We start from the raw sequence: 16,748 nt of genomic DNA on the forward strand, positions 1-16,748 counted from the left end.
CATCGGCGCCAACCACGGCAGGCCGACGGGTTAAACCCGTTCGCCGCTGGTGGGATGCAGGCCGCGCAACAACTGACGGACTCGCGACAGGTCCTGATCGACGTGTTCGGTCCGCTCGAACAACTCCGCGAGCCAGTCGACGAAAGCCCGCACGCGTGGCGACACGCGGCGATTCTTTACGTACGCGACCGAGACCGGCATCGGCACGGGTTTCCATTGCGGCAGTACTTCGCGCAACAGTCCTGAATCGAGGTACGGTTGCGCGGCGATCCGAGCCGGTTGAATCAGGCCAAGGCCTTGCAATCCACAGGTCAGATAGGCCTGCTCGTCGCTGACTTTAACAAAGCCTTTTACCTTGATGTTTTGCGCCTCGCCGTCGACTTCGAAGTCGAAGTCGACTTCACGGCCGTTGTGCGGCGACATGCAGTTGACGGCGACGTGTCCGCGCAGATCATCGAGGGCGTTGGGCGTGCCCTGGCGGGCCAGATAGGCCGGACTTGCGCATGTCACGTGCTCGAGGGTGCCTAGCTGCCGCGCGATCAGGTTCGAATCTGGCAATTCGCCTAGCTGGATACTGCAGTCGATTGCTTCCGAAATCAGGTCCACTGTGCGATTGCTGATGCCGATGGCCAGATCGAGGTTAGGGTAGCGGGAGTGGAAATTGTCCAGTGCCGGCAGGACGATGGCGCTTGCTACCGCGCCGGGCATTTCAATGCGTAGGCGGCCGGTCAGGTTGTCCGTTGCGTGACGGAGGCTGGCTTCCATTTCGTCAATGTCGGCGAGTATTTGCGCGCAGCGCTCGTAGTAGGCTGCGCCTTCCGGGGTGACGCTCAGGCGCCGCGTCGTGCGGGCTAAGAGGGCAGTGCCTAGTAGTGCTTCCAGGTTCTGGACGATCGTTGTCGCGGTCGCGCGAGGGATGTTGAGTGACTCCGCTGCGCGGGTGAAGCTGTTTGTGTCCACGATTCGGATGAATGTCCGCATTGCAGTTATTCTGTCAATCACGATTCATGCTCCTGGGCGGTGATGGGGTGGTTTTTTTTGCCTTTGGCGGTGGTGTTGTTCTTTGGCCTGCTCGGCGCTTTTTTTTGTCTGTCTGCTTGGGGTGTGAGCTTTACTTGTTTTGTTAGTGGTCTATTGGCGTTGCCCCTGTGCGGGGCGGCACTTACTTCTCTTTGCCGGCTGCAAAGAGAAGTAAGCAAGAGAAAGCAGCTCAAACCGCTAATGCTAAGCGGCTCCCGCAGTCAGCGAATGGTAGTGGCTCCGTGGAATCCGTGTTCTCGCACATTCGGCGTGAGTGACAAGGGCGTCATACTTCCGGCGGCGCTGCGCGCGCCGAAGCGTCCTTCATAAAACCTTCTGCTGCGTTTTGCGTTCGCGTTTTTCCGACACCGTGACTCGCCGTTATATCGCCACTGTCACTGCGGTGCGACACACCCACATTTCATTCCGGGTGGGGGGTGACCCTTGAGTGCGGAAGCGCCACGCCGAGGCAAAGCCGAAGGCTTCCACCGTCTTTAAACGAAGCCCCTGGTTTCCCATGCAGACCCGTCCGCGACGCACGCAGTGCGGAGTGGGAGCTGATGACACCTTTGTCACTTCGCGTTGAAAGTACGAGGGCCCGGATTCCACGGGGCCACTGGCTCCTCCAAGCCAGGGGAGCCGCTTAGCATTAGCGGTTTGAGCTGCTTTCTCTTGCTTACTTCTCTTTGCAGCCGGCAAAGAGAAGTAAGTGCCGCCCCGCACAGGGGCAACACTAATAGACCACAAACAAACAAAAAAACCCCCCCCGCGAGCCACCCACCCAGCGCCTCGCAGGGCAAAAAAAACCCTCACTTCCGCAAGGAATCCATATCAATCACAAACCGATACTTAACATCACTCTTCAGCATCCGTTCATAAGCCTCATTAATCCCCTGCATAGGAATAACTTCAATCTCCGAAGTAATCCCGTGCTCGCCACAAAAATCCAGCATCTCCTGCGTCTCGGCAATCCCGCCAATCAACGACCCAGCCAGGCGGCGACGCTTGAAGATCAGATTGAACACCTGCGGCGACGGATGATCATGCTCCGGAGCACCAACCAGCGTCATGGTCCCATCCCGCCGAAGCAGACTCAAAAACGGATTCAGATCATGCTGCGCAGCAACGGTATTCAGAATGAAATCGAAGCTGTTGAGATGGGCATCCATCTCTTCCTGATTCTTCGAAATGACCACCTCGTGCGCACCGAGCCGCTTGGCATCGTCAATCTTCGACGGCGAAGTCGTAAACAACACGACATGCGCGCCCATCGCACGGGCCAGTTTCACACCCATGTGACCCAGGCCGCCGAGGCCGACAATCCCAACCTTCTTGCCAGGACCGGCACCCCACGTGCGCAGCGGCGAATACGTCGTGATGCCCGCGCACAGCAAAGGCGCTACACCCGCCGGGTCGAGATTCTCCGGCACCCGCAGCGTGAATTCCTCGTCCACCACCAGTTGCGTCGAATACCCGCCGTAAGTGTTCTGTCCGTCAACCCGGTCCACACCGTTGTACGTGCCGACAAAACCGTTTTCGCAGTATTGCTCGAGACCTTCCTCGCAACTCGCACACGTGCGGCACGAATCGACCAGGCAACCCACGCCCACCAGATCGCCTGCCTTGTACTTCGTGACATCCGGGCCAACCGCGGTCACGCGGCCGACAATTTCATGACCCGGCACCACCGGAAAAACCGTGTTCTTCCATTCGTTGCGTGCCTGATGCAAATCGGAATGGCACACGCCGCAAAACAGAACCTCCATCTGCACGTCATGGGGGCGCAGTTCACGCCGCTGGATTTCGAACGGGGCGAGCGGCGCGGTGGCGTCGGTCGCTGCATAGGCATAAGTCGTGCTCATGGGTAGCTCCAGCAAGAGGGTGATGTCACAAGGTGCCGACCATGGCAACGGGTATTGCTGCGGCCGAACCTTGCCATGGACCGGGATCACGGCGCCGGCAGTGGCTGACGAATTCACCCAGGCAGTGAATTGTCAACCAAGCCCAGCGCAGCGCGGGAAAAGATGATCCGGCAGGGTTCCCATAGTAGGAGCCGGGACCCAGTCAGGGAATACCTGAATATCTTGAAGGTTTGCCTAAAACTCCTGGCGTTGAGCGCGATAGGTCGTTTGGTGCTAAATTTCAAGCATTATTCTCTTGCACGTCACTATATCGTCATGTCAACCCGTTCCCCTGAAGCCGTATCGGTCGGTCGCGACCACCTGCGTGTCGTCGAATTGTTCGACGCGCTCGCGCCCAATCCGGGCTTTACGCGCTCGAGCCTGGAAGGCGTCAGCTTGATGCGTGCAAATACTCCGATGCCGCGCATGCCGGTGATGTACGAACCGAGCATTGTGATCGTCTGCCAAGGCCGCAAGCGCGGCTTTCTCGGCGATCAGGTATTCCAGTACGACGCGCAGCAATACCTCGTGCTGTCGGTGCCGCTGCCGTTCGAATGCGAAACCGAGGCGAGCCCGGAGAAGCCGTTTCTCGCGATCTCGGTGCGCGTCGACCTGACCATGGTGGCGGAGCTGCTGATGGCGCTGAACGAAACACAGGGCGCCACCCAGAACGAACCCCTCGGCATCTATTCGACCCCACTCGACCCGGCCTTGTGCAATGCGGTGCAGCGTCTGATGGAAGCGCTGGCTTCGCCGCTCGATGCGCGTATTCTCGCGCCTGGCGTGGTCCGCGAAATCTGCTATCGGGTGCTGACCGGCGAGCAGGGTGATGCGATTCGCGCGGCGCTCACACATCAGAATCATTTCGGCCGCATTGCCAAGGCGCTAAGACGCATCCACGCCGACTATCACGGGCAACTCGATGTCGATACGCTCGCCGCTGAGGCAGGTATGAGCCTTGCCGTGTTTCATGCGCAGTTCAAGGCCGTGACGGCGACCTCGCCGATGCAATACGTGAAGACCACGCGGTTGCATCACGCGCGTTTGCTGATGGTGCAGGATGGTTTGAACGCGGGCGCGGCGGCGGCGCGCGTGGGTTACGAAAGCGCGTCGCAATTCAGCCGCGAGTTCAAGCGTCTGTTCGGCCTGAGCCCGGTCGATGAGGTCAAGCGCATGCGCACCGTGTACGATGCGCCGCCGCCGCGCGTGGTCAAGCCGGCCGCGCGCTATGTGACCGCTGTGTAAGCGAGCGTTCGCCGGAAAGCGCTATAAGCCGCTGAACCAGTTGTAGCCTTGGTCTTCCCAGTAGCCGCCCGGGTTTGTATTGGTGACGAAGATCGCCGCAATGTGTTTCGGATTCTTGAAGCCGAGTTTGGTCGGCACGCGCAGCTTCAACGGATAACCGTATTTGGCCGGCAGCGGCGCGGTGCCGAAATCGAGCGTCAGCTGGGTTTGCGGATGCAAAGCCGTCGCCATGTCGAGGCTCGAGTAATAACGGTCCGCACATTTGAAGCCGACATAGCGGGCGCTAAGATCGGCGCCGATGCGTTCGAGGAAAGTGCGAAACGGCACGCCTCGCCATTGCCCGATTGCGCTCCATCCTTCAATGCAGATGTGCCGCGTAATCTGTGAAGTCTGCGGCAACGCGCGCAGTTGATCGAGATTCCACGTGCGCTTGTCCGATACTAAACCGGACACCTCCAGGCGATAGGTCGAACCGTCGATATCCGGTGCGTCGAACTCCGGATAGAACGCATTGAACGGGAACGGGTTGGTGATCTCGCTCGCCGAATAGGTCGGCGCAAGCTTGTTGCGATCGAACAGCCACCCCTGCACGCGATCGTTCCAGCGCGACATGGCCCACAACACCTTGTCGACCGAATCGCCGTCCTGCAGGTTGCAGCCCGAGAGCATCGCCAGCGCGCCGACCGAAAGCGACGAGCGCAGGAACAGGCGCCGCTGCAGGCGTTCGATTTGCGGTTGGTGGTCCGAAAGAACGATATGCATATCTTGCGACCCTCTGGCGTCTTTGGGTTTGAATTCGCTCATGCCTCGCTCCTTTCATGCGCGGTGTGTCTTGCGCGGCCGGTCAGCATCGGCGGCAATGTACGCGGCACCAGCAGCACCAATGCTAAATGCACGGCGACAAAACCCACCACGCCCGACATCGCGACAAAATGCACGCGGCGTGCAAAATCGAAGCCGCCGAATAGCGCGGTGAGCCACGAGAATTGCACCGGCTTCCAGATCGAGAGCCCTGATGCAACCAGCACCACGCCAAGGAACAATACGAAGAGATAGAGCGCTCGCTGCACTGCGTTATATTTGCCGGTATCGTGCGGCAGCTTGAACTGCATCGCTAACGCGGCATCGCGTACGACATCGCGTGGATGGACCGGCAAGAGCTTGCGACGGAAATGCCCGCGGCCGATGCCATACGCCAGATATAGCAGGCCGTTTGCACACAGCAGCCACATCGCTGCGAAATGCCATGCAATCGAGCCGCCGAGCCAGCCGCCGAGGGTGGCCCACAGCGGAAATCTGAACGCAAAGAAGGGCGACGCGTTATAGATCGCCCAGCCGCTCATCACCATGCAGACCATCGCAAATGCATTGATCCAGTGCGTAATTCGTATGACGAACGGGTGGACGACAAAACGCGCTTGCGGTTCGGGCATGGCGGGGCGTGATGAAACGAGGAAGAAGTTGAAAGCCGCGTCATTGAGGCACGCGGCTGTTTGGAAGACAGAAGAAACGCCGTATTACATCGGCGGCGTTACACCATGCTCGCCTGCCGAGATGAAGTTCGCCGCCATGGAGCCGTCGGCTTCCTTGTGGGCGAACAGCACAACCTTCGCACCCGGCACTAGCAACGAGCGGTCACCCGGTTGAAGGCTGACGATAGGCACGTCTTGCGGAATCACGATTTTCTTTTCACCTTCCTTGTACTTGACCGTGATCGTGCGGCCGTTGCTGACCACGAGAGAGCCCACCGTGCCGTTGGTCATCGAGCTGTTCGAGCCCAGATCCCACGGGCGGTTGCCTTCGCCGGAGCCGCGCATGCTGGCCGGGAAGACGTGCACTTCGAGCGCCTTCAGCGTGCCGTCCGGCTGCGGGATCGCAGCGGTGCCGACATAGCTGTCTGGCTTGATGTCGTTCACGTTGGCGATCGCCACGCCGCGAATCGGCGTGTCCTTGGCAAGCTTTACGTCAACGTCTCTGCCATCGCGGGTGTGGACCTTGAGCAGGTCGCCCGAGAGTGAGGTAACCGTGCCGCGTACGCCGGTGGGCGCGGCGGTCTGGGCCTGCGCCGCGGGTCCTGCGGCGAACAATGAGGCAGCAACGAGCGCGGGGGCGACGAGGGTGCGCATCGCATTGGCGGAAATCTTCATGAGTCTGCTCTTGGTGGGTGAAGGATAGGGTCAGGTTAGGCGCGCGACCGGCTCCGGCGAGTGACAGACGAATGACAAAAACGTCATGAACGGCGCGCCGCGGCCACGTAGAATGTCCGCCATATCCACGTCCACATCCATGCCCAACGCCCGAGGGGGCGCCTCGGGTTGGAACAACAGGCACCATGAGCATTCTCGTCATCGAAGACGACCCGAAAACCGGCGACTACCTTAAGAAGGGGCTGCGCGAAAGCGGCTACGCGGTCGATCTCGCGCGCACCGGCACGGACGGCCTGCACATGGCGTTGGAGCATGCGTACGACCTGGTGGTGCTGGACGTGATGCTGCCGGGCATCGACGGTTGGGAAATCATGCGTACGTTGCGGGCGCGCCGCGACCTGCCGGTGATTTTCCTGACCGCGCGCGATCACGTCAGCGACCGCATCCGCGGCCTCGAACTCGGCGCCGACGATTACCTCGTCAAGCCGTTCTCGTTCACCGAGCTGGTGTTGCGCATCCGTACGCTGCTGCGCCGCGGCGTGATCCGCGAGCGTGACGTGTTCGAGATTGCCGACCTCAAGCTCGACGTCTTGCGCCGCAAGGTGACGCGCGAAGGCGTCGAGATTCCGCTGACCAACAAGGAATTCATGCTGCTGCATCTGCTGGTGCGGCGGCAGGGCGAAGCGCTATCGCGTATGCAGATCGCCTCGGAAGTGTGGGATATGAACTTCGACAGCGACACCAATGTGGTCGACGTGGCGATCAAAAGGTTGCGCGCCAAGGTCGATCATCCGTTTGAAAAGAAGCTGATCCATACCGTGCGCAGCATCGGCTACACCTTCGGCGACGGCTCATGAAACTGTGGACCGAGCGTTCGCTGACCGCCCGCACTACGGTGCTGTTCGCGTCGATCGCGTGTGTGGTGATCGGCACGCTGGGCGCGTATTTCTATCATTCCGCCGAGCTGTCGTTGCAGCGCCGCGCGGATGTGGTGCTCACCGGCCGCGTCGAGCATTTCAGCCGCATCGTCCGCGATCTTTACTCGATGAGCGAATTGAAGAGCCGGCCTTTGCTGTTCGAGACCATGCTCGGCGCGGAGGAGGACGTGCTGCAGTTTCGCCGCCCGGGCGAAGCGCCGTTTATCGACGTGAACCCGGCCAACGTTGCGGTGCCGGCGCTGCAGGCAGGCACAGGCGACCGCTTGCCGACTCTCTCGGACATCCGCCAGACCCGCTTGCCGGACGGCGTCCCCGTCCATTGGGCGAGCGCCACCGTCAAGGCGCGCGAGGACGGCAGTGAAATCGAAGTGATCGCCGCGCATCCGATGACTCAGGAAGTGCGGATGCTCGCCGCGTACCGCAATCGCATTGTGCTGGCCACGCTGATCGGCATGCTGGCGGCGACCCTGCTGGCCTACTATGTGCTGCGCCGCGGGCTGCGCCCGGTGCGCGAGATCGCCACGCGGGCGGCACAGATCAGCCCGGCAAGTTTGTCGGTGCGGCTCGACAGCGAGGCGGCGCCGGTCGAATTGCGTCAACTCACGGACGCATTCAACGCCATGCTCGACCGTCTCGCCGACGGTTATCAGCGCCTCTCGCAGTTTTCCGCCGATCTGGCGCATGAAATTCGCACGCCCGTCGGCGCGTTGATCGGCCAGACCCAGGTGACGCTCGCCAAACCGCGCGAAGCCGACGAGTATCAGCAATTGCTCGAATCGAATCTCGAAGAACTGAGCCGCTTGAGCCACATCGCGGAGAACATTCTATTTCTCGCGCACGCGGATCATGCGGCGCTTTCAATCGACCGCGAGCCGGTCGATCTGCGCGGCGAACTCGTCAGGATCGCAGACTATTTCGAAGGCCCTGCCGACGAACGCGGTATGCGCTTCACCGTCGACGCTCAGGGCGTGGCCTCGGTCAATCCGATGCTGTGCCGGCGGGCGATCAACAATCTCGTTGTCAATGCGGTGCGATATGGCGCGAGCGATACGGTCGTGCGTTTGAGCGGCAGGCAGGACGAAAGGGGCGCGACGGTGGTGGTGGAAAACGATGGCGCACCGATTCCTGACGAGCAGTTGGACCGCCTGTTCGATCGCTTCTACCGCGCGGATGCGGCTCGCAGTGAATTCACTGAATCAAGCGGGCTGGGGCTCGCAATCGTCAAGGCGATCATGCATCTGCATGGCGGCACGGCGCGGGTGGTGTGTCCGGTGCCGGGCGTGATGCGCTTCGAATTGCGCTTTCCGGGCGCCTGAGATTCAGAGCCGGCGAGTATCGCCGGCGCGCGCCAGGCCGTCGCCAGGCGCTATCAATCGCTATCAATCGCTATCAATCGCTCAAGGCTTTCAAGCCCGCCGCATTGATATCCAGAGAAAACGCCGCGAGGCCGTCACTGGCTGTGCGCACCGGACCGAGGGGCCGCAGCACGAGTCCGAGCCGACGGTAGAGCCGTTCCATACTGCACGGCGCGACGCCGATCAATTGACGGATTCCTAAGTGTTCGGCCTGGAGAAAGATCAGGCGAAGCAGTTTGCGCATGCGTTGCGCATTGATTTCAGCGCCCGCATGGCAGGTCGTGAAGCGGGACAGTTCCCACGTAAAGGAATCGCTAATCAATGGCATGGAACACAAGTCGATGAACACTTCGCTGAGCAGATAAGGCTGGGTGGTGCGCAGCAAGCGCGCATAGCCGCAAATGCTCCGGTCCGCCGAGTAGGCGATCACGCTGACGGTGTCGTTCCGGTCGAATTCGTCCCATTCCTCCCGGGTGTCGATATTGACTGCGGGCAAGTCCCAATTCATCTGCTCGACGAACACCGCATGCCGGTACAGGCCGAGTTGCTGCCTTGCAGCGGGACTCAGATTTTCCATGGTGCTGACCACGATCTCTTCCATCACCCTCTCCGTAGCTACAGTAGGCCGTAGGCGATCGCATAGGCGGTCGCGCTGGTCTTCGACGAAGCATTGAGTTTCCTCATGCAATTTTTAAGGTGGAAATTCACCGTATCGACGGAAATCTCCAGTGCATTTGAGATGCCTTTGGCGGATTTTCCGTCCGCGGTCCAGCGTAGGATTTCGATTTCGCGCCGGGTGAGGCTGATATCGATGGTGGCGTGTTTCTGCCTTTTGCAGATCGTGCTGATGCACGATATCGACAGATGACCGAGTGCTGCGAGATAGGGCCGTAGCGCCTTGACTTCGCGAGGACTCAATGCGAGGTCGCTTCTCGCCAGGGAAAGCACGCCGAACTGACCGCGGGCGTCCCAGCAGGGTTGTGAAATGCCGATTGCCAATCCCGCCGATTTCGCTTCGTCCCAGACGTGTTTCGCGTCGGCAAAGAACTCGTCGCTCCATATAGCCGGAGTCAATTCGCCCGAATCGAGTTTGGCGACCGGATCGACTTCAAGATATTTTTTATCCCGATATCGCGATACCCAAGGTTCGGGATAAGAGCTTTTGATGAAAATATTTCTCGCGCAAAACGGCGTGCGGCTGGTATAGCCGAATGCGCAATACTCAAATCCGAGATCCTGCGAGGCGCGCGACAGCGTGGAAAAGGCACTCTCAATCTGCTCGCAACTTTGCAGCTCGAAAAACAGATTGTTCCACCATTCGGAGAGGACTTGTGACATCGCAGGGCTCCGCTGTCCAGTTGTGGGTACAGACTACTTCCAATTGAATTGGTGCTTATGTTACGGGTATGTCCTGGCAGCGATCAGATCATTGTTTTCATGCGGAATGTTTAGGGGATGGCTATCGTAAGTGAGTATGGAATATCTTTGGCGAAGACAGTGAGTTCCCTACCAGTTTTGGGGTTGTGGCGTAACGACGCAGTATTGGCGGTTTCTGATCGACTACCAATCTCGGGGGTTATTGCGTGCTGTCGATCATGTAATTGTCTGGGTCATCCGATTGATATGCGTATGAGAATAAATTCGTGAATCGGACGTATTTATTTTTTATCCATTTCTCTATGACCGCCAAATTGGAGGCTCAGATGATCGATTCCTGCCCGAACACTTTCGACCTTCCCGTTTTTGATCCGGAAAGAGATTGGATCACGCTATCTGGAGATCATGCCGAGGCCGGCTTTAACCGGGCCTTTTCCTATGTGCGAGGCCGCGCTGCTGAAGACAATCTGTCCATGAGCTTCGAAGGCAACCAGTCGCGCCCGTATCCTGTCATGTCAGGCGTGTGTGCGCTCCACGCCGGAGCCGAACTCATTCTGGCGAATCGTGTCACGGCAGTATTCGGCGCGTTGCAGAAGATCGTGGCGGCCTATCGCGCGGACGCCAATCTTCAGGAGTTTCTGGATATTCCGCAGCGGTTGAAGCAATGGATCAAGGAGGATACGGCACCGTCCAACAACAAGGTCGATTTGTGCCGCTTCGATCTGATGGGGCGCACGCTGTCCGAGCTCAGAATCATCGAGTTCAACTGCAACGCGCCGGGCGGCATCGTTTACGCGGGCTTGCTCAACCGGTACTGGCGCGAGGCGCCGTTCGCCTCCGAGATGCTCGAGTCGTGGGGCGGTGCATCGTCCACCTTCGAACAGCAGGACTGGGTGGCGCAGTGGCTGTCGAAGCTGGCGCATCAGCGTGGCATGGCCGATATCGAAGGGATCGGGCTGCTGCATCCGGCGGGCGGCAACATTCTCGAATTGCCGCATCTCCAGCAGCGGCTCGAGGCGTGTGGTCTTCGTTCGGTCATGCTCACGCCCGAGCAGGTCAACCGGAGCGACGATCACGCATTTCAGCTCGCCTATTTGAAGTACGGCGTGCAGCGCGCGATTCAGGACATGGGGCAATGGGAGTCGTTTTGCCGTAGCGTCGTTGAAGGCCGGCTTGTGATTCAGTCGTCGCTGGCGGGGCGTTGGATCGGCGACAACAAGCTGTGTGTCGCGGTCATGTCGGATCCTCGCTTCTCCTATCTGTTCGACGACAAGGAGCGGGCGGCGATTCACAGGCTCATTCCGATGAGTCGCAAACTGGGCGACGGTATCAGTCAACGGGAAGTCATTAACTGCAAGGACGATTTTGTCGTCAAGCATCCGTACGGAACGCGTGGTGTGTCCGTCTTTGTCGGCCGCGACTATGGCCAGATGGAGTGGGCGGAGCTGATCAGCAAAACGTCGTCTATCGGTCATGTGGTTCAGCAGTATGTCGACTCGGACTTCGAGGTCGACGGCGAGTCGTGCTTCAGGGATCTGGTGGTGATGATTGCGAGTGGCGCGATTGTCGGATATGGATCGCGAGTGAGCCGGGCGCGCAAGGTCAACATCGCGCAGGACGGCCGAAAAATGGCCGTGCTGAGTTCGCTGCCGGCGGGACACGCATGAGCTCCGGTGCGATGCGTGTCGCGCCGTTCTCGCGCCCCTGAGGGGAATGCCGATGGCGGGCTTCCTTCAGCGGTGGATCGTATTCAGGAGCAAGGGCTTCGGCGCACTCGCGTGCCGGGATTTCAGGCGGTTCGCCTTCGGTAACAGCCTGTCGTTGATCGGCATGTGGGTGCAGCGGGTCGGTGCCGGCTGGCTTGTGTGGGAGATCAGTCATTCGAGCGTATGGCTCGGCTTGCTCGCCCTCGCCGATCTTTTCCCGACGGTGTTCCTCGCGCCGATTGCCGGCCTGATGGCGGATCGTTGCGACCCGCGCCGCGTCATGCTCTATTGTCAGTGTGTCGCGATGGCGATGGCCGTTTTGCAGGCCTGTCTGATCCTCGGTGACGCCAGTTCAATGGAATGGCTGCTCCTGGTGACGCTGGTAACGGGTATCGCCGGCGCACTGTGTCAGCCCACACGCCTTTCGTGGATTTCGACGCTGGTGCCGCAACAGCAGCTTGGCTCGGCGGTTGCGCTCACCTCACTGTGCTTCAGCCTGGCGCGCTTTGTGGGGCCGGCGGTGGCGGGCGCGCTCTTGCTGAAGCTCGATCCTTCGGCATTGTTCTTCCTCAGTGCGCTGGGCTATGCCGTCTTCATCGCCGCCATTGTTCGCATTCCGGCGGGCCCGCGTTTGCGTGAAGATAGGCCGCCCTCGCATTGGCGGCGCGACGCCACGGAAGGATTTCGCTACCTCGCGTCGGACGCCCCGTTGCGGGCAACTTTTCTGATTCTGATCGCGTGTGCCGTGTGCCTTCGCGGCATTCCTGACATGGCGCCGGCCATTGCGGACGCTATGTCGCAGCGGGGCGCACAAGGTTTCGCGTCGCTCGTCGCCGTAGCGGGGGCCGGTGCGCTTGCGGGCGGCGTCTGGTTCAGCGGCCGCGACGCGACGCCGCCGCTAGCAAGATTGATCGAGCGGCACGTGTTGGCCGCTTCGTTGTGCGGGCTCGGATTAGCGTTCACGCAGCATTTCCTGGTGGCGCTCGTCCTGTTCTTTGCGCTGGGTTTCTCCGTGGTCGTGACTGGCATCGGCGCGCAGACGCTGATTCACCTATCGGTTCCGCCGACAATGCGCGGACGTGTGCTTGCGCTATACGGCGTGATCTATCGTGGCGGACCGGCGCTCAGCGCGTTGTGGCTCGGCGTGTGTGCACCGCTTTGGGGGCTGCGCGTGGCGTTGGGCGTGGGCGCCTTGGTGTGCATGGCGGCGTACTGCGCCACTAAGCTTCGTGCTCGTCACCGGGAGCCGCCGGCCCGATGACAGGTGCCCGCGGGCTCGACCGCTTCATCCTCGGGTCGGCTCGCAAACGCTTCGCGCTGTCGGCGCCGTTGATTGCGTCTGTGCTGAATTGTGTCGCGACGGAGGCCGCCGCTAAACGCGGCGTCACCCTCTACGGATCGATCGATGCAGGGCTGAGCTATGTGACGAAGATGGCGACGGAGAGCGCCCATGCTCCGTCGTTGCGCTACGCCGATGGTGTTGCCCAAGGCAATCGTTGGGGCTTGCGTGGGAGCGAGAATCTCGGCAACGGTCTCGACGCGATCTTCGTGCTGGAAAGCGCGTTCAGCACCAGCGGCGGCATGTCGTTGCCGCAGGCCGCGCTGTTCGCGCGCAAGGCGTATGTCGGACTGTCGAAGCGCGCGATCGGCGCGTTGACGTACGGTCGTCAAAATGCGTTGTCGGCCGTTTATGTGGGCAGCCACTACGCGATGGGGAGCCAGTCGGCGGCGGGCACTTACGCTTACCACATCAATGATCTCGATCAGTTGGCAGCCGGCCGTCTCAGCCATGCGCTCACGTTCAGCAGCGCGAAGTTTGCGGGCTTCGAGTTTGGCGGCATGGTTGCCTTTTCCAACTGGACGGACCGATCGACCGGCTCACCGGCCGGCGACGACATCAGAGGCGTGGACCCGCGCGTGGCATCGAATGCCTATAGCGTTGGCTTTAATTACACGGGGGAGCCGTTCGGCATGGGAGCGGCGTATACCCGGATCGGCTTTCCGATGGGTGCGACGGCGCCGGTTAGCGCGACGGTGGCGAATGTGAAGGTGGGCGTGCTTCGCAGTTTGAGCAGCTTCGCTGTGGGCGGCCGCTATACCGTCGACGTGGTGCGCGTCTGGGGCAATGTCACGCGCACGACATTGACGCCGACGGCGGGTGCCTCCTCGGAACTGGATAACTTCGAAGCCGGCGTGCGTTACGCGCTGACGCCGATCGTCGGCGCCGCACTAGGCTATACCCGTTCGACGCTGACAGGCGGTTCCAGCGGCAGGTGGGATCAGATCAACCTGGCGCTCGACTACGCTGTGTCGAAGCGCACTGATGTGTACGTTCTGGCGATCCGGCAAATGGCCTCGGGCCGCAACACGGTGGCGGGCATGGAGATACCGGTACAGGCGGAAATCGGCGCCAGAGCGCGCCTGATCGGTAATTCGGGGAACGGTGCCGGGAGTCAGGCGGTGGTGCGTATCGGTTTGCGCCATCGTTTCTAGCGTGGCTCTCGGCGCCTCGCCACCGTGACGCGTTTGGCAAGCTGCTGACCGTCACGGCGTAAACCGGTAATACCGATACCGGGATGATCGGGCAACTGGTTGCGGCGCCGCGCGACGGATACGATGAAACACTTCATCCTAACCGTCAGGAAAACCGCTATGAAACGCTTCCACATTGCTTTGGCTGTCGCCAGCCTCGAGGCTTCCATCGACGATTACAGCGCCCGTCTTGGTCAGCCGCCCACAGCAATAGTGCCGGGCCGTTACGCAATGTGGCGGACCGACCTGCTGAACTTCTCGATCAACGAGATGCCGGAAAGGGGTGGGCAGCTTCGGCATGTCGGCTTCGAGGACGATTCGGTAGACGAGTACTCGAGCAGCAAGGACGTGAACGGGCTCGAATGGGAGTTGTTTTCGGTGGAGGAGCAGGATCGGCGGATCGTCAGTACCTACGGTAATGCGGTGCGTACCGATCGAGGCTGAAGCGCTACCTGGCCGGCCGGCGGCATGAAAGAGCCCGTTGTGCCCGGCATTGGCGCGGCCACGCCAATGCCGGCCTATACTTCCTGAGCGTTTGATGAACCGTACCTTTGATCGCGTGTTGCGAAGCCGGTAACGCGGATCCCTTGTCCTAACTTCACTTAAGGAGTCGCGTCATGGTCAAACTTGCTCTGTACGTTCGTCTTGAGGCCAAGCCCGGCAAGGAGAAGGATGTCGAGGCCTTTCTGCTGAGCGGCTTGCCGCTCGTTCAGGAGGAGCCTGCCACCACCGCGTGGTTCGGTTTGAAATTGGGGCCGTCCACATACGGCATTTTCGACGCCTTCCCGGACGAAGCGGGCCGCGAAGCGCATCTGAACGGCAAGGTGGCTGCCGCATTGATGGCGAAGGCCGGCGAGCTGTTCGCCACGCCACCCACCATTCAGAAAGTCGATGTGCTGGCAGCCAAATTGCCAGGCTGACTCAGCTTCCAATCTGCTGACACGGCGCGGCCTTTTTACCCACTATCGCCTTTGACAACGCCGCGCCGACGTTCACCGCGCCCGCGCGTCAGTCGGCCGACGCGCCCGCAGCCGGCCGGTTCGCGTAGTGCGCGCGCTTTTCCTCATACATCAGCAGATCGGCGCGTTGCACGCCCGCTTCGAGCCGGTCGCCGCGCTGGCACGTCGCCACACCCAACGAAAAACTCAGCAGCGAGCCCGGATAAAACTGGTTGTTCACATCGACCAGTTGGCAGATTGCATCGACCATTGCTGCGCCGCCGCGTTCGTCGGTGTCCGGCATCAGAATCGCAAACTCGTCTCCGCCGATGCGCGCCGCGTGAAATGGCGCGTCCGTCGCCTTGGCAAGGACTTCGCCGGCCCGCCTTAGCAGTGCGTCGCCGGCCGCATGACCGAGCTGGTCGTTCACGCGTTTGAGGCCGTTGAGATCGGCCATGATGATCGTCACCGGCCACGGGCCCTTGCGCTCGAGCCGGTTCAATTCGTCAACGTAGAACGAGCGGTTGCGCAGCTTGGTCAGCACGTCATGCTTGCCGAGGAACTCGAGGTAGGCTTCGGCCTTCTTGCGCGCGGTGATGTCGGTGAGGGCGACCAGCACCAGGTCCCACTTGTCCTCATGCCCCGGCAATACGGAAAACTGCAGGTGCACGTGCACGTCGCTGCCGTCGAGCGAATAGTTGAGCACTTCACGCTGCTGGAACAGCTTGCCGTCCCACAGATCGATCAGTTGCTCACGGAAATGCGGCCGCATGTCGTCGCGGAATATGTCGGACAGACGCGCCAGCAGCGTTTTTTTGTCTTTCGCCGCGAACATGTCGAGCGTGTGCTGGTTGACGTCCAGCACGTGGATTTCCTGCATGCAGCGCTCGACAAACTCGGGATGCACGTCGGTGAACACGCGAAAATCGCTGATGCCGGCCGAGCGCGCCTCGTCGAGCAGACGCTTGACCGCGCTGAAATCTTCCACCCACAGCGACACCGGCGAATGTTCGAACAGGCCGCGCACATACTGTTCGGCAAGCGTCACGCGATGCCGCGCGCCTTCCAGTTCGGTAATATCTTCGACCGATACGAGCACGCGGTCCCAGCGTTCTTCGTGGCCCGGGAGCACGGCGCCCTTGAGCAGTACGTCGAGCCGACGTCCGCCGAGCGTGTAGTTGACCGTCTGGCTCGTGAACTGCGCGTGGCCGGCCCACAATTGGCATAGCTCTTCGAGGTGGGTCTTGAGCATGTCGTCGCGAAACACTGAGGCGAGACTGCCGGTGAGCGCTGCGAAATCGGCGGCCTCGAATTGCGCCAGCGTCTTCTGGTTGACCTTGATGACGCGGATGCTGTGCGCGCATTCGGCGACGCGGCCTGGATCTTCGGCGAAATGGGCGCGCAGATCCGTCACGCCTTGTGCCCGCCATGCGTCGAATAGCGCGCGCACGCCGCTGAAGTCTTCGAGCCAGAGCGAGACGGGCGCGAGTTCGAACATTTCGGAATCGTCCCTCAAGGGGACTTGCTGCGGGGCGTCGTTGGCGGGCGCTGAGCCGCGCGGGAGGATATCCAGCATGAGATTCCCGTGG

At 60.8% G+C, this 16,748-nt stretch carries 16 protein-coding genes; 8 read left to right on the plus strand and 8 right to left on the minus strand.

The window, feature by feature from the left end:
- Window positions 1–30: 30 nt before the first annotated feature.
- Together ACAX43_RS25875 and ACAX43_RS25880 are read right to left on the minus strand one after the other, a co-directional pair.
- Complete coding sequence (locus ACAX43_RS25875) at window positions 31–1,002, minus strand: LysR family transcriptional regulator (RefSeq protein WP_370711247.1); 972 nt, start codon at window positions 1,000–1,002, stop codon at window positions 31–33.
- 827 nt (window positions 1,003–1,829) lie between these two features.
- On the minus strand, window positions 1,830–2,882 hold the full coding sequence (locus ACAX43_RS25880) for an NAD(P)-dependent alcohol dehydrogenase (protein ID WP_370711248.1): 1,053 nt from the start codon (window positions 2,880–2,882) through the stop codon (window positions 1,830–1,832).
- Window positions 2,883–3,197: 315 nt separating this feature from the next.
- Between ACAX43_RS25880 and ACAX43_RS25885 the strand changes: the two genes are divergently transcribed.
- Window positions 3,198–4,166 carry an AraC family transcriptional regulator N-terminal domain-containing protein gene (locus ACAX43_RS25885; protein ID WP_370711249.1) on the plus strand — a complete coding sequence of 323 codons (969 nt, stop codon included), beginning with the start codon at window positions 3,198–3,200 and terminating at the stop codon, window positions 4,164–4,166.
- 21 nt (window positions 4,167–4,187) lie between these two features.
- Here ACAX43_RS25885 and ACAX43_RS25890 read toward each other — a convergent pair whose 3' ends face one another.
- The 3 genes from ACAX43_RS25890 to ACAX43_RS25900 all read right to left on the minus strand — a co-directional run bounded on the left by ACAX43_RS25890 (window position 4,188) and on the right by ACAX43_RS25900 (window position 6,313).
- On the minus strand, window positions 4,188–4,928 hold the full coding sequence (locus ACAX43_RS25890; protein WP_370711334.1) for a molybdopterin-dependent oxidoreductase: 741 nt from the start codon (window positions 4,926–4,928) through the stop codon (window positions 4,188–4,190).
- A 38-nt stretch (window positions 4,929–4,966) separates the two neighbouring features.
- Complete coding sequence (locus ACAX43_RS25895; RefSeq protein ID WP_370711250.1) at window positions 4,967–5,599, minus strand: cytochrome b/b6 domain-containing protein; 633 nt, start codon at window positions 5,597–5,599, stop codon at window positions 4,967–4,969.
- Window positions 5,600–5,683: 84 nt separating this feature from the next.
- Window positions 5,684–6,313 carry a hypothetical protein gene (locus tag ACAX43_RS25900; protein ID WP_370711251.1) on the minus strand — a complete coding sequence of 210 codons (630 nt, stop codon included), beginning with the start codon at window positions 6,311–6,313 and terminating at the stop codon, window positions 5,684–5,686.
- Window positions 6,314–6,498: 185 nt separating this feature from the next.
- Between ACAX43_RS25900 and ACAX43_RS25905 the strand changes: the two genes are divergently transcribed.
- Complete coding sequence (locus tag ACAX43_RS25905; RefSeq protein WP_370711252.1) at window positions 6,499–7,170, plus strand: heavy metal response regulator transcription factor; 672 nt, start codon at window positions 6,499–6,501, stop codon at window positions 7,168–7,170.
- Window positions 7,167–8,567 carry a heavy metal sensor histidine kinase gene (locus ACAX43_RS25910; protein ID WP_370711253.1) on the plus strand — a complete coding sequence of 467 codons (1,401 nt, stop codon included), beginning with the start codon at window positions 7,167–7,169 and terminating at the stop codon, window positions 8,565–8,567. Before ACAX43_RS25905 ends, ACAX43_RS25910 begins: the two co-directional genes overlap by 4 nt.
- Window positions 8,568–8,640: 73 nt before the next feature.
- Here the strand turns inward: ACAX43_RS25910 and ACAX43_RS25915 are convergent, their stop codons facing one another.
- Complete coding sequence (locus ACAX43_RS25915; protein WP_370711254.1) at window positions 8,641–9,207, minus strand: acyl-homoserine-lactone synthase; 567 nt, start codon at window positions 9,205–9,207, stop codon at window positions 8,641–8,643.
- Between the two features lie 14 nt (window positions 9,208–9,221).
- Window positions 9,222–9,944, minus strand: coding sequence for an autoinducer binding domain-containing protein (locus ACAX43_RS25920; protein WP_370711255.1), 723 nt, complete (start codon window positions 9,942–9,944; stop codon window positions 9,222–9,224).
- A gap of 365 nt (window positions 9,945–10,309) precedes the next feature.
- Here ACAX43_RS25920 and ACAX43_RS25925 point away from each other — a divergent pair, with 365 nt between their 5' ends.
- The 5 genes from ACAX43_RS25925 (at window position 10,310) to ACAX43_RS25945 (ending at window position 15,141) form a co-directional block, all read left to right on the plus strand.
- The gene (locus tag ACAX43_RS25925; RefSeq protein WP_370711256.1) at window positions 10,310–11,650 is read left to right on the plus strand and encodes a hypothetical protein; all 1,341 of its coding nucleotides are present in this window, start codon (window positions 10,310–10,312) and stop codon (window positions 11,648–11,650) included.
- A 52-nt stretch (window positions 11,651–11,702) separates the two neighbouring features.
- Window positions 11,703–12,950 (plus strand): MFS transporter, encoded by a 1,248-nt coding sequence (locus ACAX43_RS25930; protein ID WP_370711257.1) that lies wholly within the window; start codon window positions 11,703–11,705, stop codon window positions 12,948–12,950.
- On the plus strand, window positions 12,947–14,182 hold the full coding sequence (locus ACAX43_RS25935) for a porin (protein ID WP_370711258.1): 1,236 nt from the start codon (window positions 12,947–12,949) through the stop codon (window positions 14,180–14,182). Before ACAX43_RS25930 ends, ACAX43_RS25935 begins: the two co-directional genes overlap by 4 nt.
- A gap of 159 nt (window positions 14,183–14,341) precedes the next feature.
- A complete protein-coding gene (locus ACAX43_RS25940) occupies window positions 14,342–14,665 on the plus strand; it encodes a hypothetical protein (RefSeq protein WP_370711259.1) in 324 nt (107 codons plus the stop codon).
- 173 nt (window positions 14,666–14,838) lie between these two features.
- The gene (locus ACAX43_RS25945) at window positions 14,839–15,141 is read left to right on the plus strand and encodes a putative quinol monooxygenase (protein WP_370711260.1); all 303 of its coding nucleotides are present in this window, start codon (window positions 14,839–14,841) and stop codon (window positions 15,139–15,141) included.
- Between the two features lie 88 nt (window positions 15,142–15,229).
- Here ACAX43_RS25945 and ACAX43_RS25950 read toward each other — a convergent pair whose 3' ends face one another.
- A complete protein-coding gene (locus ACAX43_RS25950) occupies window positions 15,230–16,735 on the minus strand; it encodes a diguanylate cyclase domain-containing protein (protein WP_370711261.1) in 1,506 nt (501 codons plus the stop codon).
- Between the last annotated feature and the right edge of the window lie 13 nt (window positions 16,736–16,748).

Source organism: Paraburkholderia sp. IW21, from assembly GCF_041321145.1.
In the GTDB taxonomy this organism is placed as follows: domain Bacteria; phylum Pseudomonadota; class Gammaproteobacteria; order Burkholderiales; family Burkholderiaceae; genus Paraburkholderia.

What these genes read in the sequence shown, in the direction of transcription:
- ACAX43_RS25910 (WP_370711253.1), top strand. Translation starts at nt 7,167, where the DNA reads ATGAAACTGTGGACCGAGCGTTCGCTGACCGCCCGCACTACGGTGCTG.
- ACAX43_RS25940 (WP_370711259.1), top strand. Translation starts at nt 14,342, where the DNA reads ATGAAACGCTTCCACATTGCTTTGGCTGTCGCCAGCCTCGAGGCTTCC.
- ACAX43_RS25915 (WP_370711254.1), bottom strand. Translation starts at nt 9,207, where the DNA reads ATGGAAGAGATCGTGGTCAGCACCATGGAAAATCTGAGTCCCGCTGCA.
- ACAX43_RS25935 (WP_370711258.1), top strand. Translation starts at nt 12,947, where the DNA reads ATGACAGGTGCCCGCGGGCTCGACCGCTTCATCCTCGGGTCGGCTCGC.
- ACAX43_RS25890 (WP_370711334.1), bottom strand. Translation starts at nt 4,928, where the DNA reads ATGCATATCGTTCTTTCGGACCACCAACCGCAAATCGAACGCCTGCAG.
- ACAX43_RS25945 (WP_370711260.1), top strand. Translation starts at nt 14,839, where the DNA reads ATGGTCAAACTTGCTCTGTACGTTCGTCTTGAGGCCAAGCCCGGCAAG.
- ACAX43_RS25920 (WP_370711255.1), bottom strand. Translation starts at nt 9,944, where the DNA reads ATGTCACAAGTCCTCTCCGAATGGTGGAACAATCTGTTTTTCGAGCTG.
- ACAX43_RS25885 (WP_370711249.1), top strand. Translation starts at nt 3,198, where the DNA reads ATGTCAACCCGTTCCCCTGAAGCCGTATCGGTCGGTCGCGACCACCTG.
- ACAX43_RS25880 (WP_370711248.1), bottom strand. Translation starts at nt 2,882, where the DNA reads ATGAGCACGACTTATGCCTATGCAGCGACCGACGCCACCGCGCCGCTC.
- ACAX43_RS25895 (WP_370711250.1), bottom strand. Translation starts at nt 5,599, where the DNA reads ATGCCCGAACCGCAAGCGCGTTTTGTCGTCCACCCGTTCGTCATACGA.
- ACAX43_RS25925 (WP_370711256.1), top strand. Translation starts at nt 10,310, where the DNA reads ATGATCGATTCCTGCCCGAACACTTTCGACCTTCCCGTTTTTGATCCG.
- ACAX43_RS25905 (WP_370711252.1), top strand. Translation starts at nt 6,499, where the DNA reads ATGAGCATTCTCGTCATCGAAGACGACCCGAAAACCGGCGACTACCTT.
- ACAX43_RS25950 (WP_370711261.1), bottom strand. Translation starts at nt 16,735, where the DNA reads ATGCTGGATATCCTCCCGCGCGGCTCAGCGCCCGCCAACGACGCCCCG.
- ACAX43_RS25900 (WP_370711251.1), bottom strand. Translation starts at nt 6,313, where the DNA reads ATGAAGATTTCCGCCAATGCGATGCGCACCCTCGTCGCCCCCGCGCTC.
- ACAX43_RS25930 (WP_370711257.1), top strand. Translation starts at nt 11,703, where the DNA reads ATGGCGGGCTTCCTTCAGCGGTGGATCGTATTCAGGAGCAAGGGCTTC.